27 protein-coding genes are annotated in these 25,115 nt (G+C 69.6%); 8 read left to right on the forward strand and 19 right to left on the reverse strand.

Going from position 1 to position 25,115, the window contains the following annotated elements; genetic code table 11:
• Window positions 1–42: 42 nt before the first annotated feature.
• From soxR to ACZ6Q9_RS01500, 3 genes are all read left to right on the forward strand, one after another.
• Window positions 43–531 carry a redox-sensitive transcriptional activator SoxR gene (gene soxR / locus ACZ6Q9_RS01490; RefSeq protein ID WP_393454145.1) on the forward strand — a complete coding sequence of 163 codons (489 nt, stop codon included), beginning with the start codon at window positions 43–45 and terminating at the stop codon, window positions 529–531.
• Between the two features lie 247 nt (window positions 532–778).
• Complete coding sequence (sodN, locus tag ACZ6Q9_RS01495; protein ID WP_393264105.1) at window positions 779–1,183, forward strand: superoxide dismutase, Ni; 405 nt, start codon at window positions 779–781, stop codon at window positions 1,181–1,183.
• Between the two features lie 60 nt (window positions 1,184–1,243).
• Window positions 1,244–2,554 (forward strand): radical SAM protein, encoded by a 1,311-nt coding sequence (locus tag ACZ6Q9_RS01500; RefSeq protein ID WP_393454142.1) that lies wholly within the window; start codon window positions 1,244–1,246, stop codon window positions 2,552–2,554.
• A 275-nt stretch (window positions 2,555–2,829) separates the two neighbouring features.
• On the opposite strand, the gene ACZ6Q9_RS01505 is transcribed toward ACZ6Q9_RS01500, so the two are convergent.
• The 7 genes from ACZ6Q9_RS01505 to ACZ6Q9_RS01535 all read right to left on the reverse strand — a co-directional run bounded on the left by ACZ6Q9_RS01505 (window position 2,830) and on the right by ACZ6Q9_RS01535 (window position 9,845).
• Entirely contained in the window at window positions 2,830–3,786 is a 957-nt protein-coding gene (locus ACZ6Q9_RS01505; protein ID WP_393454139.1) for a sulfotransferase family protein, read from the reverse strand.
• Window positions 3,787–3,919: 133 nt separating this feature from the next.
• The gene (locus ACZ6Q9_RS01510) at window positions 3,920–4,813 is read right to left on the reverse strand and encodes a nitroreductase family protein (protein ID WP_393454136.1); all 894 of its coding nucleotides are present in this window, start codon (window positions 4,811–4,813) and stop codon (window positions 3,920–3,922) included.
• Complete coding sequence (locus ACZ6Q9_RS01515; RefSeq protein WP_393454133.1) at window positions 4,810–5,925, reverse strand: hypothetical protein; 1,116 nt, start codon at window positions 5,923–5,925, stop codon at window positions 4,810–4,812. The genes ACZ6Q9_RS01510 and ACZ6Q9_RS01515 overlap by 4 nt, the downstream gene beginning before the upstream one ends.
• Entirely contained in the window at window positions 5,922–6,368 is a 447-nt protein-coding gene (locus tag ACZ6Q9_RS01520) for a DUF4188 domain-containing protein (protein ID WP_393454130.1), read from the reverse strand. Before ACZ6Q9_RS01520 ends, ACZ6Q9_RS01515 begins: the two co-directional genes overlap by 4 nt.
• A complete protein-coding gene (locus ACZ6Q9_RS01525; RefSeq protein ID WP_393454127.1) occupies window positions 6,365–7,783 on the reverse strand; it encodes a phenylacetate--CoA ligase family protein in 1,419 nt (472 codons plus the stop codon). Before ACZ6Q9_RS01525 ends, ACZ6Q9_RS01520 begins: the two co-directional genes overlap by 4 nt.
• 484 nt (window positions 7,784–8,267) lie before the next feature.
• Window positions 8,268–8,867: a methyltransferase domain-containing protein gene (locus tag ACZ6Q9_RS01530; RefSeq protein WP_393454124.1), complete on the reverse strand. Its 600-nt coding sequence runs from the start codon at window positions 8,865–8,867 to the stop codon at window positions 8,268–8,270.
• 342 nt (window positions 8,868–9,209) lie between these two features.
• Window positions 9,210–9,845 (reverse strand): isochorismatase family protein, encoded by a 636-nt coding sequence (locus ACZ6Q9_RS01535; RefSeq protein ID WP_393264120.1) that lies wholly within the window; start codon window positions 9,843–9,845, stop codon window positions 9,210–9,212.
• A 90-nt stretch (window positions 9,846–9,935) separates the two neighbouring features.
• On the opposite strand from ACZ6Q9_RS01535, the gene ACZ6Q9_RS01540 reads away from it, so the two are divergent.
• Window positions 9,936–10,991, forward strand: coding sequence for a GlxA family transcriptional regulator (locus ACZ6Q9_RS01540; RefSeq protein WP_393454121.1), 1,056 nt, complete (start codon window positions 9,936–9,938; stop codon window positions 10,989–10,991).
• Window positions 10,992–11,092: 101 nt separating this feature from the next.
• On the opposite strand, the gene ACZ6Q9_RS01545 is transcribed toward ACZ6Q9_RS01540, so the two are convergent.
• Together ACZ6Q9_RS01545 and ACZ6Q9_RS01550 are read right to left on the reverse strand one after the other, a co-directional pair.
• Window positions 11,093–11,725 (reverse strand): MBL fold metallo-hydrolase, encoded by a 633-nt coding sequence (locus ACZ6Q9_RS01545; RefSeq protein WP_393264122.1) that lies wholly within the window; start codon window positions 11,723–11,725, stop codon window positions 11,093–11,095.
• On the reverse strand, window positions 11,722–12,807 hold the full coding sequence (locus ACZ6Q9_RS01550; RefSeq protein WP_393264453.1) for an S-(hydroxymethyl)mycothiol dehydrogenase: 1,086 nt from the start codon (window positions 12,805–12,807) through the stop codon (window positions 11,722–11,724). The genes ACZ6Q9_RS01545 and ACZ6Q9_RS01550 overlap by 4 nt, the downstream gene beginning before the upstream one ends.
• 117 nt (window positions 12,808–12,924) lie before the next feature.
• Here ACZ6Q9_RS01550 and ACZ6Q9_RS01555 point away from each other — a divergent pair, with 117 nt between their 5' ends.
• Entirely contained in the window at window positions 12,925–14,160 is a 1,236-nt protein-coding gene (locus ACZ6Q9_RS01555; RefSeq protein ID WP_396826862.1) for a helix-turn-helix transcriptional regulator, read from the forward strand.
• Window positions 14,161–14,475: 315 nt separating this feature from the next.
• On the opposite strand, the gene ACZ6Q9_RS01560 is transcribed toward ACZ6Q9_RS01555, so the two are convergent.
• Both ACZ6Q9_RS01560 and ACZ6Q9_RS01565 read right to left on the reverse strand, forming a co-directional pair.
• A complete protein-coding gene (locus ACZ6Q9_RS01560) occupies window positions 14,476–15,234 on the reverse strand; it encodes a hypothetical protein (protein ID WP_393454115.1) in 759 nt (252 codons plus the stop codon).
• A 9-nt stretch (window positions 15,235–15,243) separates the two neighbouring features.
• Entirely contained in the window at window positions 15,244–15,654 is a 411-nt protein-coding gene (locus ACZ6Q9_RS01565; RefSeq protein WP_393454112.1) for a hypothetical protein, read from the reverse strand.
• Window positions 15,655–15,838: 184 nt separating this feature from the next.
• On the opposite strand from ACZ6Q9_RS01565, the gene ACZ6Q9_RS01570 reads away from it, so the two are divergent.
• From ACZ6Q9_RS01570 to ACZ6Q9_RS01580, 3 genes are all read left to right on the forward strand, one after another.
• Window positions 15,839–17,014 (forward strand): sensor histidine kinase, encoded by a 1,176-nt coding sequence (locus ACZ6Q9_RS01570; protein ID WP_393264133.1) that lies wholly within the window; start codon window positions 15,839–15,841, stop codon window positions 17,012–17,014.
• Between the two features lie 5 nt (window positions 17,015–17,019).
• Window positions 17,020–17,667, forward strand: a complete 648-nt coding sequence (locus tag ACZ6Q9_RS01575) for a response regulator (RefSeq protein WP_393264136.1) — start codon at window positions 17,020–17,022, stop codon at window positions 17,665–17,667.
• A gap of 211 nt (window positions 17,668–17,878) precedes the next feature.
• Window positions 17,879–18,226 (forward strand): VOC family protein, encoded by a 348-nt coding sequence (locus ACZ6Q9_RS01580; RefSeq protein ID WP_393264138.1) that lies wholly within the window; start codon window positions 17,879–17,881, stop codon window positions 18,224–18,226.
• Between the two features lie 190 nt (window positions 18,227–18,416).
• On the opposite strand, the gene ACZ6Q9_RS01585 is transcribed toward ACZ6Q9_RS01580, so the two are convergent.
• The 8 genes from ACZ6Q9_RS01585 to ACZ6Q9_RS01620 all read right to left on the reverse strand — a co-directional run bounded on the left by ACZ6Q9_RS01585 (window position 18,417) and on the right by ACZ6Q9_RS01620 (window position 25,088).
• Complete coding sequence (locus ACZ6Q9_RS01585; RefSeq protein ID WP_396826859.1) at window positions 18,417–19,373, reverse strand: amidohydrolase family protein; 957 nt, start codon at window positions 19,371–19,373, stop codon at window positions 18,417–18,419.
• Between the two features lie 169 nt (window positions 19,374–19,542).
• Window positions 19,543–20,316: a GntR family transcriptional regulator gene (locus ACZ6Q9_RS01590; protein WP_396826857.1), complete on the reverse strand. Its 774-nt coding sequence runs from the start codon at window positions 20,314–20,316 to the stop codon at window positions 19,543–19,545.
• A gap of 187 nt (window positions 20,317–20,503) precedes the next feature.
• On the reverse strand, window positions 20,504–21,385 hold the full coding sequence (locus ACZ6Q9_RS01595; RefSeq protein ID WP_393454102.1) for a fumarylacetoacetate hydrolase family protein: 882 nt from the start codon (window positions 21,383–21,385) through the stop codon (window positions 20,504–20,506).
• Window positions 21,385–21,801: a RidA family protein gene (locus ACZ6Q9_RS01600; RefSeq protein WP_357454537.1), complete on the reverse strand. Its 417-nt coding sequence runs from the start codon at window positions 21,799–21,801 to the stop codon at window positions 21,385–21,387. The genes ACZ6Q9_RS01595 and ACZ6Q9_RS01600 overlap by 1 nt, the downstream gene beginning before the upstream one ends.
• Window positions 21,802–21,822: 21 nt before the next feature.
• On the reverse strand, window positions 21,823–22,356 hold the full coding sequence (locus tag ACZ6Q9_RS01605) for a cupin domain-containing protein (protein ID WP_396826854.1): 534 nt from the start codon (window positions 22,354–22,356) through the stop codon (window positions 21,823–21,825).
• The gene (locus tag ACZ6Q9_RS01610; protein WP_350712639.1) at window positions 22,353–22,724 is read right to left on the reverse strand and encodes a cupin domain-containing protein; all 372 of its coding nucleotides are present in this window, start codon (window positions 22,722–22,724) and stop codon (window positions 22,353–22,355) included. The genes ACZ6Q9_RS01605 and ACZ6Q9_RS01610 overlap by 4 nt, the downstream gene beginning before the upstream one ends.
• Window positions 22,717–24,357 (reverse strand): FAD-dependent monooxygenase, encoded by a 1,641-nt coding sequence (locus tag ACZ6Q9_RS01615; protein WP_393454096.1) that lies wholly within the window; start codon window positions 24,355–24,357, stop codon window positions 22,717–22,719. Before ACZ6Q9_RS01615 ends, ACZ6Q9_RS01610 begins: the two co-directional genes overlap by 8 nt.
• Complete coding sequence (locus ACZ6Q9_RS01620) at window positions 24,354–25,088, reverse strand: SDR family NAD(P)-dependent oxidoreductase (protein WP_393454093.1); 735 nt, start codon at window positions 25,086–25,088, stop codon at window positions 24,354–24,356. The genes ACZ6Q9_RS01615 and ACZ6Q9_RS01620 overlap by 4 nt, the downstream gene beginning before the upstream one ends.
• Window positions 25,089–25,115 lie beyond the last annotated feature (27 nt).

Genomic DNA, 25,115 nt, shown 5'->3' on the forward strand with positions numbered 1-25,115 from the left:
ACCGCTTGAACTCAACCAGGGTTCAAGTTCTACGGTCTCCGGGTGCCACCAGAGCAGCCTGCGGGCCCGGATGATCTGCTCACCGTCGGCGAGGTCACTGCTCGTACCGGGCTGCCCGCCTCCGCACTACGGTTCTACGAGGACAAAGGGCTGATCGCCGCCGAGCGCAGCCCTGGCAATCAGCGCCTCTACCGGCGCCATATGCTGCGCCGCATCTCTCTCGTCCTCGCCGCCAAGCGGCTCGGCGTCTCGCTCGCCGACGTCGCCGCAATCCTCGCCACGCTGCCGGCCGGCCAACCGCCAAGCCAGCACGACTGGCACCGCGTGTCGCGTATGTGGAAAGGCGAGTTGGAAGCCCGGCGGCGCTACATCGGGAACCTCGAGCGCCAGCTCACCGGCTGCATCGGGTGCGGCTGCCTCTCCATGCGGTCATGTGGGATGCGCAATCCCGGGGATCGGCTTCGCCATCAGGGCCAGGGACCGGTACGCCTCGACGAGAAGTGTGAGCAGGACAGCCCCGGCTTGACCTGAAGTCGGGTTGAATGTCTAGCGTCCTTGTTGTGGATCAACGAATCGGCGTCGCGGAGCCGCAGTCCGCCCACCATCTGCTGGTAGCGCCGAGTTCCAGCATCCACCTGCGGTGGTCCAAGCAGGCTGACCTGACCCGCGACGCTCGTCGCGGCTTCTGTGCTCGAGGTTCTCCTCGGGCCGACGACGGTCCGCTCGTCTGTCACGCCAGGGGTTTCGTCACTACACCGTCGTTACCGGAAGGAATCTGATGAGGCTGTCATCTCTGCTGCGCCCGCGGACCACCGCGAGCGCCCACTGCGACCTGCCCTGCGGGGTCTACGACCCGGCCCAGGCCCGTATCGAGGCCGAGTCGATCCTCGCGATCAGCAAGAAGTACCAGGACAACACCGACCCGGAGTTCCGCACCCGTTCGCTGATCGTCAAGGAGCAGCGCGCCGAACTGGTCAAGCACCACCTCTGGGTGCTGTGGACCGACTACTTCAAGGCGTCACACTTCGAGAAGTACCCGCAGTTGCACGGCCTGTTCAACGAGGCCACCAAGCTGGCCGGTGCCAGCGGCACGAAGGGCTCCGCCGACCCGGCCGTCGCCGAGCAACTCCTCGCCAAGATCGAGGAGATCGCGAACATCTTCTGGGAGACCAAGCAGAGCTGACACGTGGGTGACCGGGTGGCGCCCTGCCACCCGGTCCCGCGCAACCCGTTAGGAGGGTGTATGCCGTCTCGCACCGATCTCGTCGAGAATATGATGAGCCGCTTCCCACAGGTACCGCACGAGGCGGTCATCAAGGAGGACCTGCTGCGCGGCGGGCTCGCCTTCGACGACTCGGCGCTGACGGACAACGAAAACGGCGACGTCAAACCAAAGTCCTACTTCATTTTCTCCTTCGACCACCGGACCCTGCCGGAGCTGGGCACGGCCGCGCTGCGCCGGCCGCCGGAGGAGATCGTGCTCACCGGCGGGCCGTACGGGCTGCGGCGGACGATCGTGTCGGTCCGCACCAATCCTGCCTCGCCGTACCGCGTCAAGACCGGCGACGACGGACGGATGCAACTGTTCCTGGACGGCAAGCCGATCGCCGACGTCGGGCTGCCGCCAATGCCGGCGTACTACCAGCAAACGCTGGCCAACGGGAAATCGGTGATGGAGGTAGCCCCGACGATCCAGTGGGGCTACCTCATCTACCTGACCGTCTTCCGGGTCTGCCAGTACTTTGGCGCCAAGGAGGAGTGCCAGTACTGCGACATCAACCACAACTGGCGGCAGCACAAGGCGGCCGGGCGCCCGTACACCGGGATCAAACCCGTCGACGAGATCCTCGAGGCCCTGGAGATCATCGACAAGTACGACACCGAGCGTGCGTCCCAGGCGTACACGCTTACCGGCGGTAGTATCACTTCAAAGGTCGACGGGCGCGCTGAGGCCGACTTCTACGGCCGGTACGCCCAGGCGATCGAGGAACGGTTCCCGGGGCGCTGGCTCGGCAAGGTGGTCGCGCAGGCCCTGCCCCGCACCGACGTGCAGCGGTTCAAAGACTATGGCATTCAGATCTACCACCCCAACTACGAGGTGTGGGACAAGCGCCTGTTCGAGCTCTACTGCCCCGGCAAGGAGCGCTACGTCGGCCGCGAGGAGTGGCACCGCCGCATCCTCGACTCGGCCGAGGTCTTCGGGCCGCGCAACGTGATCCCGAACTTCGTCGCCGGCGTCGAGATGGCCGCCCCGCACGGCTTCACGACCGTGGACGAGGCCATCGCGTCCACCGCCGAGGGCCTCCAGTACTTCATGTCGCGCGGCATCACCCCGCGCTTCACCACCTGGTGCCCCGAGCCGACCACGCCGCTCGGCCGCACCAACCCCGAGGGGGCGCCGCTGGAATACCACGTCCGGCTGCTGGAGGTCTACCGCGCGACCATGGAAGGCAACGGCCTCTCCAGCCCGCCCGGATACGGGCCGGCCGGACCCGGCCAGGCCGTGTTCTCCGTCAGCTCCTTCATGGACAGCCTCCCGACTGGGCGATCGTGATGACAGACTCCCCTGTCGCCTCGAGCAACCAGGAGCCGGCATTTCTGCAGCTACGCGAAGTCCGTTCGGCCACGCTCCCACACGACCAGTTCACCACCTATCTGCTGTTGCGTGTAACCGCAGCACCTGGCGTGGTGCCACGCCGGCGTAGACATGTCGGACAGGGGACGCCGGCCCGGGCGTCGCCCGGACTGGTGCGGCTCGGCTGAAGCAGCTTGCTTCTACCGGGCGTTCGAGGCGCGACGCGGCGTCTTCGAGGTGGAGAGCCAGAAACGTCACTCATATCCCATGGCCGGTATGACGTCGCCGAGTGCTTCTTCGATGAACTCGCGGGTTTCGTCGTCGAACTGGTCGTTGCGGTTCGCCAGCTTGTGAGACTGGAACGTTGACGGGGTGGCAAAGTCGTCGACGTCGAGTCGTTCGAACAGGGTGCGGCGCTGCCCGGGCCAGTCGGCTGCGAGGTCTTCGGCTTTCACCTCGATGTATCGCCTGCCCGTAAGGTCGACCGTGTTCTTCCAGGTGAGCCACCGGGTGTAGACCGGCTTGAGGTAGGCGAGCGCGCCGTCGACGGTGGGCGGTGCCCATGGCTGGGCCAGGTGGGATGCGAGCACTGAGACCGGGTGGCGCTTGATGTGAACGATGGTCGCTTCGGGGACGAGTTCCCAGAGGAAGTCCATGTGCAGCAGGTTGAACGGTGTCTTCTCGCACCAGGTCGGCTTGCCCGCGTCGGCGGCTGCGCCGCCGAACGTCGTGTCGATCAGGCCACGGAGGATCCCGAGCAGTTCGCGCCGATCGCCGAAAAACCTCGGGAGTACCCGCCTGCGGCTCGACGGCTCGAACGGTCCGGCAGGCCGGTCGGCGTTCCCGAAGCCTTCCGCAGGCGCAGGTTCGTCGAATGTGTACGCGACCAGCTGCGGCCAGAGCTGTTGCACCGCGTCTCGGTAGCGCCGCTCGCCGACCAGCTCGGGAACGGTTTTGCCGCGATCGTCGCGCCGGCCGGGCACTCGTACGGTGAGGAAGTCACTCAGCCGGTACAGGGCGTCCTCACCAACGATGGGGTCGTATCGATCGGTGAGCGCGTCGGCCAGGTCCCGCAGGCCGCCCGGGTCGATGAGGAACCTGGTCTCCATGGGAATCCGGTGGATCAGCGGATGTTCGCCGATGATGTCGGCGATCCGTGACGTTCCCGAACGACCGGTACCCGCGACGAAGATCGGTGAGGGGGATGGCATGGTGGGCAGTCAAGCTCTCGGACCGGCGCCTGTGCAAGCCACTTATCCCGTTCGCCCGGTGCTGCGGGCCGGACGCGCACCCGTCGCGCTGGGCGCGTGCCGGGACGGCCGTCTCCAACCCCGCGCGAGGTCGTTAGAGCCGGGCCGAGCGGGTCGGCTCGGCGAGGGGCCGACCGACCCGGAACAACGCGAGCGGCTGGCCACCCACCCGTCCCGCGAGCCGGGCGGCGGTCACCGGGCAGTCGATGAGCTGGCTGAGCGGATGGACCGCCAGGCCGTGCCTGGCGAGGGTCAGCCATGTGCGCAGGAGACGGCGTCCCGCAGCGATGTGATCGTCGCCGTCCGCCACCATGACCAGGATGCTGCCGTCGTACCGCAGCAGGCTCCGGCCGCTGACCGCCAGCAGCGCCGCGAGGCCCAACCGGCGGGTGACGGGGTACGCGCGCAGCGAGGCGGCCAGGAACCGTGCTTCGAACCGGGACAGGACGAGAGCCCGGTCGGTGAGTCCGTCGAGGTGGTAGCGCGGATGGCGTGGGTCGAGGCGCAGCCAGTCGCGTAGCTCGGCCGCGACGGCCGGGGTGCCGAACAGCCAGCGGTCGGCGACCACCAACTCGCGCGCGAGATCCTGGGCGGGAAGGTGGACGAGTCCGGGTTCCAGGTCGGCGAGAACGGCCGGGTCGACCGGCCCGTTCGCGTACCGGCCACGGGCGACCCGGCGGGACTCGATGTCCACGATCCTGAACGGGGTTGGGTACCTGTGCGGCGCGGCGACCAGGCGGGGGCCGGGCGCCGCGGTGACGTTGAGGCCGAGGTCGGCGGCGACGATGAGGCACGTCTCGACGAACGCGCCGATTCCGAGGCCGAGGTCGCGTCCGGTCGGGTCAGAGTCGGGCAAGGAGCGGGGCTGATCGACGTTGATGACGATCTCGTCGGCGTGGTACTCGGGCAGCCATGGCTGTGTGTTGTGTGCGCTCGGCGCCCTGCGGCAGGTCGCCTCGTGCGCCCGTAACTGCTCGACCCACGTCATGCCGACCGCTTCTCGTAGAATGTGTACCCGTGCAGCGGTCGCCCGCCAGCCCGCCGGTACTGGGCGGCCGAGGCGGCGTTCTCCCGCTCGACGAAGGTGCTGCGCAGTGTCCGGTACCCGCCGGCAGCAAGGTTGCGGTGCAACTCCCGAGACAGCAGCGTCAGGTACCCCTTGCCTTGTTCCTCGGGCACGGTGCCCTTGATGATGAGCACTGCGTCGCGCCGGTACCGGGCGCGGGTCGCCAGCAGGCGCAGCTGATTGAGTACGCCGAGCCGGCCACCGACCTTCATGAGGAACTCGGAGATGTCCGGCACGGTCACCACGAACGCGATTGGCCGGCCGGCCTTCTCCAACCAGAGCAGCAACCCCTCGTCGAGCAGGTGAGCGAGGCCGTCGGTCTGCTCGGCCAGTTGCTCGGTGGAGATCTCGGTGTAGTAGCCGAGCTGCGCGAAGCTGGCGTTGAGCAGCTGCCGCAGGATCGGCAGCTGCTCGCGGAAGTGCCGCCGCGAGCCGTGCCGGATGATGAGCTGCTCCGCGGGGATTCGGGTGTCGTCAAAGGTGAACCCGTAGTCACGGTCGGTGCCGGCTGGGGCGCGAGCGGGGGTCGAGTCGGCCCCGGAGTCCCGGCCAAGGTCGACCAGCCAGGTGTCGGCCTCGAAGCGGCGTTGGAAGCCGTGCCGCTCATACATCACCGGGTAGTAGGCGGGGTTCCAGGCTGAGTCCACGAAGCCACGCTCGGCGAAGCCGGAGGTGATCACCCCGCCGGTCTGGTTGGGCAGCAACGCGACCGGTCCGAACAGCGGCCGGCCGTCGGCCCTGGCCTCGACCGTGTCCATGATGGCGGCGAAGACGGCGTCGTCGTCGACGAACTCGGTGTGCCCGAACAGTTGCCGCGGACCGACCTTCGCGTCGAAGGCGCTGCTGCGGTGCACGCTGGTCCGCCCGACTACGGCGCCGCGTCCGTCGCGGATCAGGAACAGTTCGGCGGTACGGCGGTGTGCGGCGATCACCGACGACAGCAGGGGCACGTACCGGTTGGTCGGGTGCAGCCGAAGTGGGAAGTCGACAAACGCTCGCAGGTCGGCCCGCGACTTCACGGCGGATACTCTCATGCGCGGTGCACCGGCGGGCCGGCTGTCTCGGTGGACAGCGGAGTGAACGTCTGGATGTGCGCCATGCCGTCAGCCTCGGCACGCCAGACGCCGTTGGTGTAGCCCTCGGGCTCGGCGTTGTACAGCCGGATGTAGCCCCCGGTGGCGTTCTGCGTGCCGTGGTCGGTCACCCAGCACATGAGGTCGCGGTGGTGGCGGCTGCGCGCGAACCTCAGCAGCGCGTCGCGGTCGCTGAAGAACGCGATGGTGCCGAGCGTGAACGGGAACTGGTAGTACACGGTATGCCACCGGTATCCGTCCATCCGTTGCATCTGCTTGACCATCTTGAACCAGGTGCGGGTGAGGGTGAGGATCGAGCGGGGCCCCCGGTATCGGGTGGCGCCGACGAACATGGCGGTCGCTTGACCAACCGGCGGCGCGGCGGAAAAGTCGGAGGTCCTCACGTCGTCGCGCCCTTCACCAGGTACACATTCTTGATTTTGGATGTTGCGCCGGCGAACGGGCCGGTGCCGTAGTCATGAACTCTCACCCGCAGGTCGGCTGCGGACGGGTCCTCGACGAGGGATTCGGCGAAGTCCCGGCTGACCTCGGCGAGGTAGCGCAGCACCCCACCGCGGCAGGTTTCGGCGAGGGCCAGCCGCTCGTCGGGACCGAGCGCGAGATCCTCGCGCAGCTGCAGGTTGACGACCGGCCGGCTCTCCAGGTCCGCGTGCTCCTCCAGCTCCAGGCAGAAGCTGTGCAGCAGGTGAGCGAGGGGATTGTCGGCGTAGAGGCCGTACTCGACGTCCTGTGGGTAGATGTTGGCACCCATGTAGGAGATCGTGCTGTCCTTGCGGCCGAACAGGAACAGCAGCGGCAGTTGCATCCGGTCGGTCCGTCCGGCGCGTTCGGCGTCCGACTGCGCGGCCGGGTCCCCGATCGCGGCCAGCACATCCGGGTACGCGATCAGCCGGCCCTCGTCGCCGATGTTGTAGCGGACCTTCGGGTTGAGCACCGCCGTCGAGTTGATCGTGCAGAGCACCTCGAGGTCGGCGTTGGTCTCCAGGTACGTCTCAAGCGGGTTGTACTGGAAGATCATTGGCAGCCGGTGCTCGTCGGGGCCGAGCAGGGCGGTCCGCAGGGCGACGTCGGTGCGTAGCCGGCGGCGGACCCAGACGGTGAAGTCGGTCTCCCCGGCGATACCGATGGTGAGGTCGCTGGCGCCGTAGCCGGAGCGTACCTTGAGGAAGCGCTCCTCCAGATAGTCACGCAGCGCCTCGGTCATCCCCTCCCCGCCGACCAGACCGCTGATCCGGTACTCGCCCCACGGGAAGCCCTCGGCGTCGAGCTTGTCGCGCAGATGCTTGAGGAACGGCGGATACGCGGTGACGATGTACTCGAACCCGGGCCCGAAGTACCGCAGCGTGTCCGCGATCTTCTGCAGATCCGGGCCCGTGTTCTTCACCATCGCGATCTTGGACATGGCGATGCCGGTGTTGGTGCCCGTGGCCCAGGCACCCATGGAGTACGCGTTGATGACGAACCGCCGTTTCGACGGGAACACCATGGTCGCGTAGCCGGCCAGGTTCTTGTGGACCGAGCGCAGTTCGCGGCGGCTGCGAATCCAGTTGAACGGCTGACCGGACGATCCCGAGGACTCGTCGACGACGCTGCCGGCGATCTCGATCTCGCCGTGCCAGCAGCGCTGGGCCTCCGGGTACGCCTTCACGTACGACTGCTTGTCTGTCGGCGGGTACGACGACAGGTCGAACCAGCGGAACCGCCATTGGTTGCGGCGCAAGAAGTCGCCGTACGCGGGCACGTCGATCGCGGCGAACTGACAGGTCATCCACGCGTGCAGCCGAGCAAATCGACCCATGTACGGACGGTAGTTCCGCGCCATGAGTCGCCACACCGCCGGATGAATCTGGTGCAGCGTATAGAGCCACGTCAGTGAGAAGCTCGTGAGCCGCAGCGTCCCCTGGCGCAGGAAGGTCATCACCACGCGTCCACGATAGGAGTCCTCGCAAGTCCCTCACCTGGTCACGGATACTCAACCGCCCTGGGTACCCCGACTCAACGACCTCCCGCCTTCGGCCTCGGCATGCTCCGGGCCGTGGACGTGGTCGACCCGGCGGCGTGGGTCTACGTCGCCCGGTGAGTCCGTCAGGACCGCGCCCAGCACGGCGCCGCTGATCACCACGTCAAGAAGGAGTCGTGATCGGCCACCCGGCAGAGCGTGGCGGAACAGCGGGTTCAGCGCATCGGTTGGGTCCTGCAGCGCTGCCCTGGGTCGTTGGGAGTGGGATGATCAGCGCAGTGGTCGCCGGGCCCGCGAGCAGTGTCGCCTCAGCGGGTGGCGGTCACGGGCGGGTCGCGGCCACCACGGTGTCCAGGGCGTCGACCGTCTTGTCTCGCATCCGGACCGGGCGCCGCGCCGTCTCGGACCGGTGGATCCGCATGCCGGGGAGTTCAGCGACCACCATCTCCGGAGTCTGCAATACCGCGGCATCCTGCGGGCCGCCGGTGCCCGCGGTGAGGTTGGCCAGATCGTGGCCGACGAGGACGAACGACCCGCCGGGGCGCACGGCGCTGGCCGCGTGCCGCAGAACGGTGGCCAGGTCGGGTCGGGGCAGGTGCAGGTAGGCGATGAGGACCAGGTCGTAGGCGTCGGCTTCGGGCCGGTAGGCGGTGACGTCGGCGATCTGCCAGTCGATGTCGACGCCCCGTTCGCGGGCAAGGTCCTGGCCGCGGCGCACGGCCACGGCGGAGAAGTCGACGGCGGTGGCCCGCCATCCGCGTTCGGCCAGCCAGACCGCGTTGCGACCTTCGCCCGCGGCCAGGTCGAGCGCCCGGCCCGGTGGCAGGTCGGCGGTCTCCTCGACGACGAACCGGTTCGGCTCGGCAGTCCAGACAAGCTCGGGGGCGTCGGCGTAGCGGGCATCCCAGTCGGCGCTGTCCACGTTCGGCCTTCCTTCGGTTTGGCGGTGTCTTCCACCTCCCAGCATCAGCCGGCAGGCGAGGTGTGAGCGGGTCTTTCCCAGGCTCAGCCGCGGACGGAGGTGTGTGAGCGCGAGCAGGTGGCCCGGTGCACGGCGATTCCCGCGGCTGTCGCGGTCGTGACCAGGGGCCCGCACGTGACATGCGGGACCCATCGAACCCCTCGCACTGACTCTTCGAACCAACCGAACGCCCCACGCAGCACGTCCTCGGACACCCGGGGCCATTATGGGCATCTGGTTACGCCCCGCCACGCGCGACAGTTGTCAGCCTCGCTGGCGGTGGAGGCGTGGCGCGGATGACGCCTACGCGGCGCGCCGCGCACCCGTCACGGCGGAGGTGCCAAGGTCGCTCTTCGGCAGCGACCGCCCGGCGGCGACAGCGCCGGACCAGGTCGCGGTGTCGGCGACGGCGGCGAAGTTCGAGTTGAGCAGTGCCAGCAGAGTCGTGTGGACCGTCTTCGCGTCGGCGAAGCCGGCCTCGTTTGCGATGTTGATCGCGCCGGTGGCGTCGGAGAGGACTTCGGCGGCCAGGCCGTGGGTCTCGGCCTCCGCGGCGGAGGCCAGCACGCAGTTGTTGGTCATGTAGCCGACGAGGGTGACGGTGTCGATCTCGTGCTCGCGCAGCCAGGCGAGGAGGTCGGTGCCGGCGAACACGGTGCCGTACTGCTTGACGACGGACTTCCACTCGTCCGTGCGGCGGCTCTCGACCTCCGGGTGCAGCTGGAAGCCGGGCTGGGTGGGGTTGAACACGGGCGCGTCCTCGCCCATCGCGTGCTGCACCGCGACGACGGGAATGCCCGCGGCGGTGGCCGCGTCGATCGCGTGCGTGATCTGCGGCAGCGACTCGGCGTGGGGCGGGTACTGGATCTCCAGCGGGCCGTCGCCGAAGTAGTCCCGCTGCACGTCGATGAGGATGAGTGCGCGGCGAGGGGTGGTCATGGCCTGTGCTCCTTGGTCTCGTTGCCGCCGTCTTCGTGGGCGACGCACATCGAGTCTGCGGGCTGTGAACCGCGTCGGCCATTGGCACGCGTGCAGCGTTACGATGGATTCGTGCCAACGTCCGAGGATGCTCTGCGGATCGCCGTCTACGCCTTCGACGGCGTCACGATGTTCCACCTCTCTGTGCCGCAACTCGTCTTCGACGAGGTCGCTCGGCAAGGCCTGGGCAACTGGGAGACGATGCTCTTCTCGGACCGCGCGGGGTCGATTCGTACCGCCGAGGGCTACACACTCGGCGAGGTGCGCGGGCCCGCGGCGGCTGAGGAGGCCGATGTCGTCGTCGTCCCTTCCTGGTTCGAGGACGGTCGCACTGCCGGGCCGGCGCTTCAGCGAGCGTTGACGAGGGCCCACGGCCGCGGCGCGACGGTCGCCGGGCTGTGCCTCGGGGCCTTCGCCGTCGCCGACGCAGGCCTGCTGTCCCGACGCGCGGCCGTGACGCACTGGCAGGCCGTCGACCTGCTCGCCGCCCGGCACCCCGATGTCGACACGGATGCCTCCGTGCTGTACATCGATCACGGTGACGTGTTGACCTCGGCCGGGACGGCGTCGGCGATCGATGCATGTCTGCACCTCGTCCGCAGCAGGCTCGGCGCGGCGGCGGCCAACCGGGTGGCTCGCAGTCTCGTGGTGGCCCCGCACCGCGAGGGCGGGCAGGCGCAGTACATCGAACGGCCCCTACCCCCGCACTCCTCCGACGACCCGATCACCGAAGCGATGGAGTGGGCTCTGCGGCACCTGGCAGAACCCCTCACGGTCGAGCGGCTGGCTGGCGTCGCGCACATGAGCCGGCGCACCTTCATCCGAGCGTTCCAGGCATCTACCGGCGTCACCCCGGCCGCCTGGGTCAAGCGTCAGCGCCTCGACGAGGCCCGTCGGCTGCTGGAGTCGACGGAGCTGTCGGTCGACCAGGTCGCTGCCGCATGCGGTATCGGCAGCAGTGTCACGCTGCGGCAGAGCTTCGCCGCGGCCTTCGACACCTCGCCGTCGGAGTACCGCCGACGGTTCGACACCCGTACCGCAGACCGTCGGACGAGCAGTCACCGAGCAGTCCCACGTCCACAAGGGATAGGCAAAGCAAGAGCCTGACCTGCGTTTCCGCAGGTCAGGCTCTTTTGATCTTGCACGCCCGAAGGGAGCCGAGCCCCTGACCCTCCGATCCCCAGCCGGATGGGGTGGACGTGCCTGAATCAATGACCGCGGGCGATCCACTCGTCCAAGTGCGGAGCTTCGGCGGCAATCGTGGTGCCGTCACCGTGACCGGTGTGGACCCGGGTGTCGCCGGGCATGGTGAGCAGCCTTTCCCGGATCGAGGAAATGATCGTCGGGAAGTCCGAGAACGAGCGGCCGGTGGCGCCGGGGCCGCCGGAGAACAGGGTGTCGCCGGTGAACAGGACCCCCGCTTCGGGCAGGTGCAGGCAGACCGACCCGGGCGAGTGCCCCGGGGTGTGGATCACCCGCAGTTCCGTGCCCGCCACGGCGATCCGCTGCTCGTCGGTAGCCGGCCAGAACTTCTCGTCCGGGTGGCTCTGCCGCCACAGCTCCTCGTCGCCGGGGTGCAACAGGACCGGCGCGTAGCACTCCTTGGCGAGCCGCGGCGCGGCGGTGACGTGGTCGTTGTGCCCGTGTGTGCACACGACGGCGACGACGGCACGCGAGCCCACGGCCTCGATGATCGGCTCGGCATCGTGAGCGGCATCGACGATGACGACCTCGTCGTCGTCGCCGACGAGCCAGACGTTGTTGTCCACCTCCCACGTGCCGCCGTCGAGCTGGAACACCCCGGAGGTGACCACGCGGTCGATCCGCAGCGCGCCACTCATAGCACCACGACCGAGCGCAGCACCTCGCCGGCGTGCATGGTGTGGAACGCCTTCTCGACGTCGTCGATCGCGATACGTTCGGTGACGAACCTGTCCAGCGGCAGCCTGCCCTGCAGGTACAGGTCGATCAGCATGGGGAAGTCCCGCTCAGGCAGACAGTCGCCGTACCAGGAGGACCTCAGCGCGCCGCCGCGGGAGAAGATGTCGAGCAGCGGCATCTCCAGGCGCATGTCCGGGGTGGGCACGCCGACGAGCACGACGGTGCCCGCGAGGTCGCGGGCGTAGAACGCCTGCTTCCAGGTCTCCGGCCGCCCGACCGCGTCGATCACGACGTCGGCACCGAACCCGCCGGTCAGCTCCGCGATCGCGGCGACGGCGTCGGTGGCTGAGGCGTCGACGGTGTGGGTGGCTCCGAGGTCCCGGGCCCACTCGAGCTTGCGTGCGTCACGGTCCACGGCGATGATCGTCGAGGCGCCGGCCAGACGGGCGCCGGCGACGGCGGCGTCGCCCACTCCCCCACAGCCGATGACGGCCACGGAATCCCCGCGCCCCACCGCACCGGTGTTGATCGCCGCGCCGACGCCGGCCATGACCCCGCAGCCGAGCAGGCCCGCGACGGCCGGGTCGACGGACGGGTCGACTTTCGTGCACTGGCCGGCGTGCACGAGCGTCTTGTCCGCGAATGCGCCGATACCCAAGGCGGGGGTGAGCTGCGTGCCGTCGGTCAGGGTCATCTTCTGGGTCGCGTTGAACGTGCTGAAGCAGTACTGCGGGCGGCCCCGCTTGCAGGCCCGACACTGACCGCAGACCGCTCGCCAGTTCAGGATGACGAAGTCGCCGGGTCGCACCGACTCGACGCCTTCGCCGACGCTCTCGACGGTGCCCGCGGCCTCGTGGCCCAGCAGGAACGGGAACTCGTCGTTGATCCCGCCGTCGCGGTAGGTCAGATCCGTGTGACATACCCCGCAGGCGGCCACCGCGACCACGACCTCACCGGGACCGGGGTCGGGGATGACTATGTCCGTCAGCTCGACCGGCGCACCCTTGGAACGGGCAATGACACCGCGCACCTGCTGTGGCATGGAGATGCTTCCTCTTTCGATCGGCGGTAGATGCGACAGCGACACTAGCTGCGCTTTCCCGGTACGCGACCTGGCCGGCGGACGAGAGAAACCTGGTCTTTCGGCTAGGGTGTTCGAATGGGAACGGAACTTGCCGGGCTGCGTGAGGTGATCGAGGGGCCACTGCACGAGATCGCCGGACGGTTCTCCCGGTTCCTGGCAGACCGCTGGCCGCATACCGCACTGATCATCTTCACCCGCGAGTGCACCGGCCGCCCCCGCAAGGTGGCCGGGGCGATCGAGACGATCAACAGGGTCACTCTCGCGGAACTGGAGGACCTCAAGGCGCGCATCGAACCCGGTCGTCCGCTCTGCACCACGGCGACGATAGCCGGGGAGGCCCGCGCGGTGTGGGTGGTGCGGGATCGGGTGGATACGCTGCTCGTCCTCGTCGCTCGCAGCGCGGCCAGGCGCTTTCCTCAGTCCGAGGTCCTGGCGGAAGTCTTCGGTATCGTCGCGACGTCGATCCGGCAGCAGGTTGCCCAGGCCAGTCCGGACTACCTCGCTGAATCGCGCGCGGCGTCGACCGAGCGGGCACGCACGATCGCGGAGATGGCCGCGGCCCACGAGACCGCGCTCGTCACCATTCTCACGACGCTGCGTTCCACCGGCCTCGACGATCGCCGCGCCCGTCTCGCCGCCACCGACTCGGCGTCCGCCGCGCTCGTGGCGTTGCGCACCGCTCAGGAGTCCGACCTGGCCTCGTCCGAGGAACCAGCGCCGGCCGTGTTCGCCAAGCTGCGCAAGGAGATCCGCCAGGTGCTGCGCCACCACGACGCGCAGCTGGATTTCGTGCCACCGCCCAAGGACGTACGCCCGGTGCCCGGCGAGATCGCCCGCGCGGCGCACGCCATGACCCGTACGGTCGTGCTGGCCTTCACCGCCCAGCCGGGGCTCGCACGGCTGCGTATCGCCTGGGACTGCGACGGCACGTCGCTGCGGGTCGATGTGCGCGACCAGGGCGCCGGCCGCCTTGACACCCACGCCTTGCGCCGCGAGCTCGACGGCCGTGCCCGTGCGCTCGGCGCCACCGTCGAGTTCGACGCCGTACCCGACTGGGGCAGCCGCGCCACCATCAGCCTTCCGCTCGCTCCAGCTCCCGATCGTTCCGGCGGAAGCAGGCTGAGCAGCCTGAACCGGCGGGAACTCGAGGTACTTCGCCTTGTCACCCAAGGAAAGCGCAACAAGGCCATCGGCATCGAGCTCGGCATCAGCGAAAGCACTGTGAAGTTCCACGTCGCCGGTCTGCTGAAAAAGTTGGAAGTCAGCTCCCGCGGCGAGGCGACGGCGCTGGCGCTCGACGCGGGCATCTAGTGCTCCAGCCGGGGACCGTGATCATGGCTTGATGAGGTCTTGTCGGGTGTAGTGGCTGGTCTTGGCTCGGGCTCGGTGGCGGCGTCGGCGGATGGACCAGAGCGGCAAGGGCCAGGTCGGCCTGGACCACAACCAGGTGCGCGGTTGGACCGGCTGACACCGGTTCATCACCCTGGCCATGCTCGCCCTGGCCGTCCTGACCATCCTCGCCGCCCAACAGCCCGACACCGACCGACCAGACCATGCCGCACATCCGCCGCGACCTGCCGGGGCCCTGCCCAGTTGAGCGCCGTCCCGAGGAGCTTCGTGCACCCCCTACTCGGCTGGAGGCTGGGCGACTCGGCGTTTGGCGTTCCGCCACATGAGGCGGCCGAGGACCATGAGCCAGAGGGATTCCAGCGGTAGGACCATCACGAAGAGAAACAGGTCGGTGCCACCGGCCGGCGCCAACCCGACCCCGGCGAAGGCCAGCAGGCCATTGGTGAGCACCAGCGCGCCGGCGATCGCCCCGGCAACCGCGAACCAACGGGGATAGCGGGCATCGAGGGCGACCGCCAGCCCGGCCAAGAGCATGGTCAACCCGTAGAACACGACTATTTCGCTGTGGAAGGTGCCGTTGAGGAACCAGATTCCGGTTTCGGCCATGCGTTGCAGCGCCTCTTGTTCCGGGCCGGTAGCGGTTGCCCACTCGTCGGCCAGGACCTTGAGCGCGTAGCCGTCCACCCCGTAGTCGAAGACGACGAAGAGACTCCCAACAATCGCGCTGGGTATCAGGAACCGGCCGACCGCGCGGGCGGCGCCCGGCATCAGGGTGTTCGCGAGTGCGACGAAAGCACCGAGCCAGATAAGCCCAGCCACGATCGTGCCCAGATGGATGAGCAGCCAGGTCTGGTGGTCGGCGATGAACCGCAGGGCCACGGCCTCGCCCACGAGACTCTCCTCGCGCGTGGGGAGATCACCGTGCGGGGCGAACGACGCGCCGAGCACAAGTGGCCCAGCGATCGCGCACACCGCGCCGATTCGGAGCAGAATCCGTTGCTCGGAGTCCACCGGCTCCGCCGTCGAGCGCGTCATACCTGTCTCCTATCGGTGGGTGCGTCGGTCTTTGTCGCCTGGGGCATGCGCGGTGGCGTGCCGGCCGTCGCGCAGCCGCCGTACGAGCACCGCCAGCCCGCCCGCGATGAGGCCCCACAGCATGTTGGTGACGAACAGCGGGATGACCGCGAACGGCATGGCGAGCGGGCCCTGAAGCTCTCCGGTGAGAATCGGCGAGAGCACTGCGCTGAGCAGGATCGCCGCGGCCGCGTAGGTGAGCCCGGCGGCCACGAGGGTCAGCAGCGGCTCGCGTACCCGGCTCAGGCCCACGATCAGGACCCAGGCCGAGGTGATGGCGATGGTGAGGATGAGCGGTGTTGCCGGCTTCCCCAACACATCGCTCAGGCCGACGATGGAGAAGAGCGGCCGGACGAGCGCCAGCGCGGCAAGGCCGAACACCAACGGCCAGTTGAGGCGTCGAACAACTGAGGCAGGTTCCATGTCTTCACGCTAGGGTCGCCTGCTCGGCCGGCCTGTCAGTCAAGTCTCGTCACTTTTCGGCGGGCGCTACACCGTGGGGCGACATGGGACGTCGCCCCTCGACGTACACGTCGCCCGGCGAACGGATGCGATCATGTCGTCCATGACCCATGGCGCGGGCGACAATGAGGTAGCCCCGTGGGTCCTCGCGGCTCTGGTCGCCGCCGGCCAGGCCATCACGGTCGCGCTCATCATCGCGATCGGCTCGCACGACGGTGGGCGACACGACGTCGGGGCGTACGTGTTCGCGGCCGGCTTCGGTGCGCTGCTGCTGCTCCGCAGCCGGCTGCCGGTCGCCGTGCTGATCACCGCGGTCCTGCTCGTGTTCGCCTACTACGCCGCCGGATACCCGCCGATCGGCATGGCGCTGCCGCTGGTCGGGGCCTTCTACGGCGCCGCCGAGCGCGGGCGCGCAGCCGTGGCCTCCGTTGTCGGAGCGGTCCTGCTTGCGGTCTCGTTGTACTTCCGCACCACCGACGGCGAGTCCAGCGCCGTCCTGGCCTACGACCTGATCACGAACGTGGCCCTCATCGGCTGCGCGATCGCCCTCGCCCTCGCGGTCCGCAGCACGCGCGCCCTGCGCAACCAGCAACGCCGAGTGGTCGCCCTGGAACGTCACCATCAGCAGGAACGGGCCGCCCGCCACCTTGAGGCCGAACGCCTGCGCATCGCACGGGACGTCCATGATTCCGTCGGCCACGCGCTGTCCCTGGTCTCCGTCCAGGCACGCGTCGCGCAGCAGTCGCTCGGCACCAACGACGCGGCCGTCGGGCGGGCCCTCGACAACGTCGTCGACGCCGCCCGGTCATCCCTGGCGGATTTGCGCCGCACCCTGGCGATCCTCCAGTCCGATCGCGAGGACGCGGGCCGGGCCCTGCTCACCCTGACCGGCATCGAACGCACGGCGCAGGCGGCCCGCGACGCCGGACTCGACGTGACCGTCTCGATCGACGTCGACGAGGCCGCCATTCCCGCGCCGGCGGCAAGCACCGCCTTCCGGATCGTGCAGGAGTCGGTTACCAACGTGCTCCGTCACGCGAGTGCCAACCGGGCCACGATCACCATCTGGAGCAGCAAAGACGAGCTGCGCGTACGCGTCGCCGACGACGGTCACGGCGCGCGGACGGAACCCGTCTTCCGGTCCACCCGGGGCGACGGGGGGCGGGGAATCGACGGTATGCGGGAGCGGGCGGCACTGCTCGGCGGCACCCTGACAGCCGGATCCACCCCCACGGGATTCAGTGTCGAGGCGGTACTGCCGATCGGAGGAGCACGGTGATCAGGGTGGTCATTGCCGAAGACGAGGTACTGCTGCGCGGCGGCCTGAAGGCCCTGGCCGAACATGACGGTGACATCCAGATCGTCGCCGAGGTGGATCAGGGCGGGGCCGCCGTCGCCCGGGTACGCGAGCTGCGACCCGATGTGGTCCTCATGGACATCCGGATGCCCGGCCTCGACGGCATCGCAGCGACCCAGATCATCACCGAGTCCCCCGCTCTCGCTGATGTCGCCGTGCTGGTCCTGACCACCTTCGCTGAGGAGCAGACCGTGCTGGAGGCGCTGCGGGCGGGCGCGGCCGGCTACGTACTCAAGGACATCGCCCCGGAGGAGTTGCGCGAGGCGATCCGGGCGGTCGCTGCGGGCCGGCCGATCCTGTCCCCCGATGTCACCACGACCGTCATGCGGGCCGCCGTCAGGTCCCGTTCCGGACCCGACCCGGACCTCATCGACCGGCTCGCACCACGGGAACTCGAGGTCCTCGCCGAGATCGGCCTCGGACTGAACAACGCCGAGATCGCCGAGCGGCTCTTCATCAGCCCGGCGACCGCTCGGACCTATGTGAGTCGGCTGCTCCACAAGCTGGACGCCCGTGACCGTGCCCAGCTGGTCGTGATCGCGCACCGCGCCGGCCTCGTCGACACCCCTCGGTGAGGCCGGACCGGCGACGGGCCGTCGATCCACCGCCTGTCGGCGAACGTGACTGCGCCGGCCAGCACCGCGCACACCGCCACCGCAGGGGGTAACCTGGGCGCGGGACCCGTCCGAAGGCGATCGGGTCGACCCCGTCAGGTTTCGCTGCCAGGTCCGGTCTGACTTCAGGGCCCGGCATCGGTCGGGCTCGACATCGACTGAGGAGACAGACATGGCGGTAGGAGTGTTTGCGGGCATCCCGGTGCGCGACTATGACAGCGCCCTGGAGTGGTACAAGCGGCTGCTCGGTGCTGAACCGGCCTTCTATCCCAACGAGATCGAGGCGGTCTGGCAGTTGGCCGAGGATCGGTACGTGTACATCATCCAGGATCCCGACCGGGCCGGCGGAGCTGTCAGCATGATCTGGGTCGACGACCCGGTCGCCGAGGTTGCGAGGATCTCCGGACAGGGCCTGGAGCCGGTCGACGTTGAGAAGCACGACTCGGTCTGGAAGTACGTCTTCCACGACAGCGACGGCAACGAGACCGGAATCGGCGGAGAGGTCTCGACGACCGGATGATCACTGGTCCCGCGCTGCAGGCGTGGTGACCTCGGACCACTCCCAGCAAACCTTGTCGAGTTCCGCTCGGCGGGCCAACGTGCCCGCCGTCTTGTCGATGAAGATCTGCTCACAGTGGGTGGCGTCCTGGAGACGCCACCCACCCGGGCGGCGGCAGTGGCAGCTCGACGGCGTCAGCCGCACCGATCCGTCACCGACCGCCGGGTGCCCGCCCCAGAGCTCGCGCCGCGTTGTCGGTGGCCACCTGCCGGGCGTAGTCAGCGCCCCGGTGTGCCACCGTGGCGGACGGAGCGTCGGTGCCCATCGGGAACGGCCAGTCGCTGCCGAGCACCAGCCGGTCCGCGCCGAAGACCGACACCGCCAGGTCGACCACCTCCGGGTCGTGGGCCAGATTGTCGACGTAGAGGGCGCGCACCGCCTCGGCCGGGGTGGGCGACAGCACCGGTACGCCCGGTCTGCTGGTGGTGTGACCGCGCTCCCAGCGCCCGACCACCGCCGGCACGCAACCGCCACAGTGCACCAGCACGAACCGGATCCCCGGGTGCCCGCCAAGCACCCCGCCGAAGACGAGCTGGGCCACTGCCACGGTCGTCTCGACCGGGTTGCCCAGCAGGTTGGCCAGGTAGTAGGGCTCCAGGCGGGGGTCCGCGGAGTGCGCGGGGTGCAGTTGCACGGTGCGCCGGTCCGCATCGAGACGCTGCCACAGGGGGTGCAGCGGCGGACCGTCGAGCGGTCCGGTGTCTCCACCGGCGGCGCCCACCACGCCGGCCCAGCGGTCGTCGGCGGCGATCCGGTCGTACTCGGCGAGGGCCACTTCGGGATGTTCGAACGGCAGGTACGCCAGCGGGGTGAGCCGGGGCCGGTCGGCGACCACGGCGAGCAGGCCGTCGTTGACCGCACGGACCCACGCCGCCGCCTCCGGTCCGGACATCCGCTGACGGTAGAAGGGCGGCGGGACGCTGACGATCGCCTCGTCCAGCCCTGCCTGGTCCAGGTGGTTCTTGAGCCGGTCCGGGTGGTACAGGTCGGGCGGGCCGACCCGTTTGCCGCCGAGAACGGCGGCGCCGTCACCGTCGACCGCGACCCCTGGCAGATTGGCCGGGCGCAGGTCGGGGGCGAGGTGGGCGTGCATGTCGATGCCAGGCAACGGGGCTTCCTAACGGTTGGCCCGACCGGCGGTCACGACGGGACGCGCCGACGGTACGGGATGGTGGCTGGCGTGGCCGCTCACCCGGCGGCGGACAGTCCGTCGGGGCGGGGGTGCCCCGACGGTTGTTGGGCGGCGCCACTACCGGCTGACGCGGTGGCGCCGGCGGTCAGCTCCCGGGACGCGCGCGTCCCGGTGCCCGGGCGGCAGGCACTGCCGCGGCGTCGGTGTTCATCTTGCCGATCACCCGGTCTGCCGCATGCTGGATGTGGACCTGCACGGCGGCCACCGCCGCCGCCACGTCCCCCGCCACGCACGCGTCGAGGATGGCCCGGTGCTCGCGGACCCGCTCCTCGTTCTGCCCCGTCGGGGTGACCGTCGCGAACCGGTACCGCTCGCTGTTCTCCCAGACCGGTTCCAGGCCGCGCAGCAGCCAGCGCGATCCGGCCGCCCGGTAGATGGTGAAGTGGAAATCGGTGTGTGCCCTGCGGGCAGCCGTGGTGTCGCCGCGCGCGGACGCGGCGATGTGCTCGTCGAGTGCCGCCTCGGCCCGCCGGGCGTCCTGGGCGGTGAACCGGCTCGCCGCCCGCTCGATCAGTGCCGTCTCCATGGCGATCCGGGTCTCATGGGTGTCGACCGCGTCCTCGACGGTCAGCGGCATGACCCAGGCGCCCTTGTGCTGGACCACCTCGACCAGGCCGAGCGCGGCCAACCGCCGGATCGACTCGCGGACCGGGCTCATGCTCATGCCGAGCAGGTCGGCCATCTCGTTGAGCCGCAACGGGGTGCCGGCCGGCAGCCGACCGGTGAGGATCGCCTCGTGCAGGACCGCGGTCGCCGAGTCGGCAAGGGTGCGGTGCTGTCCGTCGGCTCCACCGGCACCGGCCCGGCCGTCGTCGTCGTTGGCGTCGCTCAGGACGGATCGACGATGCGTTGTTACCACGGTTTGCCTCCGGATAGAGCCGCTGGTGGATGCCGTGCTCGTCCCGTTCTCGCAGGACATGATCCATGTTCATGGGTGCTCGGGTGATCCCACAAACGCATCAGGGCCCTGGAAATGGTACCAATTTCGTCGCTGTGGAATGGTGCGGGTCGGCGCCGCGCTGCGCCGCCCCGCACCCGTCGCGGGGTCAGTGCAGCTTCGTCAGTCGCACCTGGTTGCGCAGCTCACCGAGCGCTTCCACCCGGGTCACCACCAGGTCCCCGTCGTTCAGGAACACCTGTGGGTCACGGGCGTTCCCGATGCCGCTCGGCGTACCGGTGAGCACCACGTCGCCGGCCCGCAGGGTCATCCCCCAACTCAGTTCCGCGATGATGCGGGCGAATGGGAAGGCCATCTGCCCGGTCGACGCGTCCTGGAGCAGCACGCCGTTCACCTCGCACTGGATGCGCAGGTTCGCCGGGTCCGGCACCTCGTCCACGGTGGTCAGCCACGGCCCGAGCGGCATGGTGGCGTCGATGCTCTTGCCCTTGAGCCACTGGCCGCCGTGCGCGCGTTGCAGGTCGCGCTGCGACACGTCGTTGGCCACGCAGAACGCCGCCACGTACGACAGCGCGTCCGCCTCGCTCACCGAACGGCAGTCCGCGCCGATGACCAGCGCCACCTCCGCCTCGTAGTCCCACTTTGCGGAGAGTTGCGGGTCGTAGGCGATGTCGTCGTACGGGCCGACGACCGTGTCCGGGCCCTTGGTGAAGAAGGTCGGGTGCTTGGGCCGTTCCGCGGGGTCCTGCCCTTCCCGCTTGCCACGCGACTCCTCGAAGTGGTCCCAGTAGTTCCAACCGGTGCAGAGGATGTCCCGGTTGAACCGGCGCAGCGGCGCGTCGAGCCGGACCTCGGCCAACGGCACCGCCGCGACCTGCCGCGCGGCGGTGCGGACGGCCGCCAACGCGTCCGCGCCACCACGAATCGCCTCGTCGAGGTCGCCCAGCTCGGCGGGGAGCACGGCGACGGTGTCGCCGTCCACCACCCCGATCCGCCGGCCGGCCTCGGTGAGAACGCTGGCGAGCTTCATCAGGCGTCCTGCTCGTCGTCGATCACGCCGATCGCGTTGATCTCGATCAGGTAGTCCTTGTTCACGAACTTGGAGACCTCCACCATCGTCGAGGCCGGCGGCTCACCGGTGAAGTACTGCCGGCGCACCTCGTGGATGGCGTGGAAGTCCTCCATGTTGCGGACGTAGACATCCACCCGCACGATGTCCTCCAGCGACCCGCCGGCAGCCGTCATCGCGGCGCGCAGGTTCTGGCAGACCTGGTGCGTCTGGGCGGCGATGTCGCCGACGCCGGTGACCCCGCCCTCGCGGTTGCGGGCGGTCATGCCGGACACGAACACCATCCGGCCCCGCGCCCTGATCTGGGTGGCCTGGGCGAAGTGACCGTTCGGGGCGGCCAGCTCGGGGGAAACAATCTGCTGCTTGGGCATGGTCATCTTCTCTTCTTCGAGGTGGAGCTAGCGGGCGTCCGCCGGGTCGGTGTACCACTCGGGCTGGGTCGGGTAGTGCGGCCCGTCGTAGATCTCCAGCAGGACGCTCTCTTCTTCGGCGAGCGTGGGCCCGTGCAGGCTGCCCTTCGGGTTCCAGTAGAACGAGCCCGGGGTGAGGGTGAGCCCGGTGGGCACGTAGGTGTACCGGCCGCTGAGGCAGAACATGAACTGGTTGGACGCGTGTGAGTGGCGCAGCGGGATGCCGGCGCCCTTGCGGAACCGGATCAGCGAGATGGACGCCTCGGTCTCCTCGTTGCGCCACAGCGCCTTGTGGGAGAGGCCGGCCAGCGTCTTGTCCGCCCAGTCCAGCTCGTCGGTCTGGAGCAGGATCTCGCGGAAGCGGGCCAGCACCAGGCCGTCCGGGCCGGGCACCAGGTCCTCCCGCGACCGGTCGGCGGCCTCGCCGCCGTAGTTCGACGGCTCGGAGAGGTTGTTGGCCCACTCCTGCGGGTCGACGCCGGCCGGCACCGGCGGGGTCGGCACGAGCGGCAGGTCGCTCATCGCTCGCCCTGACCGGACACGAGGTTCTCCCCCAGGCACTTCAGCTCGACGAGCCGGCTGCGGTACCGGGTGGTGCCGTTGTTGGTGAGCATGTGGATCTCCCCCGGCTCGCGGTAGACCACCCCGCCGATGTCCTCGTGCACCAGGCGGGGGTCGCCACCGGCGAGCGCGTCGATCCGGTTGTCGGCGGCTTCCAGCGCGATCACCAGGTACGGGTTGAGGTGGTGGTGCCAGGGCTGCTGCTCGCCGGGCGCCAGACTGATCTCCCAGACCCGCACCTGGTCGTTCTCGAAGACCACCTGCTGGCCGACGGCACCGAGCTCGACCTGGGTTCCGTCCGGGGCGGTCGCGTGACCGTAGTTACTCATTGTCATCCCTTTCGCAGACGAGGGTGTTGTCGGACCGGGTCACGGGCGGCGGGCAGCCGGTGACCCGGGCGTAGAGCTGAGCGGCCGTGTCGATGCCGGAGACGGGGTCGAACGGGACGATCGCCGCCACGTGCCCGTCCGGGCGAACCAGCACCAGTGTGTCGTTGTCGACCCCGAAGCGGCGCCGCACCCGGTCTCCCGGGTCGAACAGCGCCCGGTCCCGCAGCCCGGAGTCGTGCGGCGCGTCCCACCGGCTCACCACGTAGTGCCGCAGGGCGGGCGACTCCTGTGGCGGCAGTGCCGGGACCCGGCGCGGGTCGGTGAAGTAGAGCGCCACGAAGGCGTCGGCAGCCAGGTCGTGCAGGTGCACCGTGCCGGACTGACCGAACAGCGGCAGGTCGGGGCTGCGCGCCCCGGCCAGCACCGGCAGCGGTTCGTCGCCGGCGGCGACCATCGACCAGTCGCCCGTGCCGCCCACGTCGAGGCGTACGCCGAGCATGGCGCGGGTGAACGCGTTGCCCCAGTTGCCGGCGGTCATCACCCCCGGGTCGTCCGCGCGCCGGGCCATGTAGGCCCGCGCCGCCGCGGCCATCGCCGCGGAGCCCTTGGTGGCGACCGGTTCCTGCTCGACCTGGTAACCGTCGAGCAGGCTCGGCTCGGCCCAGCCGCGCAGCACCCAGGCCATCCGCCAGGGCAGGTTCGAGGCGTCCAGGACCCCGGTGTTCAGGCCCAGCGCCCACATCGGGGTGATCAGGTGCGCGGCGTCGCCGAGCAGGAAGACCCGCCCGTCCTGCCACCGGTCGGCCACCCGCTGGTGCACGTTGTAGATGTTGGTGCCGACGATCTCCAGGGTCTTGGTGTCCCCGATGAACCGGCGTGCCTTGTCGGCCAGTTCCTCCCGGTCCGGCTCGGCCTGCCCGGCCGGCAGCGGGTAGAGGAAACGCCAGCAGTGCGGCTGGCGGACCAGGATCATCCACTCCTGGGGATCACCGAAGTAGGCCAGGTACGGGTAGTCGCGCGGGTTCTCCACGTCCAGGTCGACCTTCAGGTCGACCAGCATGTAACGCTCCTGGTACGTCTCGCCCTCGACCCGCGCGCCGATCTGGTCCCGGACGGCGGACCGACCGCCGTCGCAGCCCAGCAGGTACCGCACCGGAACCGTCCGCTCCCCCTCGGCGGTACGCAGCCGCAGGTCCACCCGGTCCGGGTGCTGGACGAAGTCGAGCAGCCGGTGTCCCATGTGCAGCGCGCCGGGGGCGGTGGCGTCGAGCCGCTGCCGCAGGATCGGCTCCAGCTCGTGCTGCGGGATGTTGATGACGAACGGGAAGCGGGTGTCCTCGGTCAGTTCGCCGGTCCGGACGCTGAGGGTCTGGGTGTTCGTGGCCCGGTCCAGCTCGCCGATCTCGTCGATGCGCAGCGACCCGGCCAGCACGTCGTTCAGGGCGCCGTACCGGTGCAGCACCTCCAGGGTGCGGGTGAGGACGGTGCCGGCCTTGGTGTCCAGCGACAGCCGCTCGTCCTCCTCGAAGATGACCACCGGCACGCCGTAGTGGGCCAGGCCCAGCGCGGTGACCAGGCCGACCGGCCCGGCGCCCACGATGCCCACCGGCAACTGCTCGGTCGTGCTGCTCATTGTGCTTCGCTCCTCGGGTACGCCCGGTCACGGGTCAGGGTGGATCCGGTCATGGTCGCGGCCGGCGAGAGCAGGAACATCAGCGGACCGACCACGTCGGCCGGCGTGCCGATGCCGGTGGCCCTCGCCCAGTGCTCCCGTTCGCCGCCGCTCGGGTTGGCCTGCTGGAACTGCGGGGTGTCCACCACTCCGGGGAAGACGGTGTTCACCCGGATCCGGTGCTCGGCGACCTCGGCGGCGAGCGACTTGGCGAAGGCGATCAACGCCCCCTTGCTCGCCGCGTAGGCCGACGCCTGCGCCCGGCCGGCGGTGGCCAGGCCCGACGCGAAGACCAGGATCGCGCCCGAGCGGCGGGCGATCATGTCCGGCAGGACCGCCTGCGCGCACCAGACCACCCCGTCGAGGTTCACCGCCAGCGTGCGGCGCCACTGCTCGGGGTCCATGTCGACCACGTCGCACCGCGGCTGCACCGCCGCTCCGGCCACCAGGGCGTCGATCCGCCCGTGCTCGGCGAGCACCCGGGCGACCGCGGCGTGCACCGCGTCGCGGTCGGACACGTCCACCCGGTGCTCGTGCACCCGCCCGCTGGGGTGCGGCTGACCCGATGTCACGTCGAACACCACGGCCGTACCCCCCGCGTCCGCGTACGCGTGGGCGAGGGCGGCGCCGATGCCGTTGGCGCCCCCGGTGACCACGAGCACCTCGCCGGTGGCGTCGAAACTGGCCCGCATGACGTCCTTTCCTCCTTCTCGACCGGG

The sequence above is a fragment of the Micromonospora sp. NPDC049139 genome, assembly GCF_055586845.1.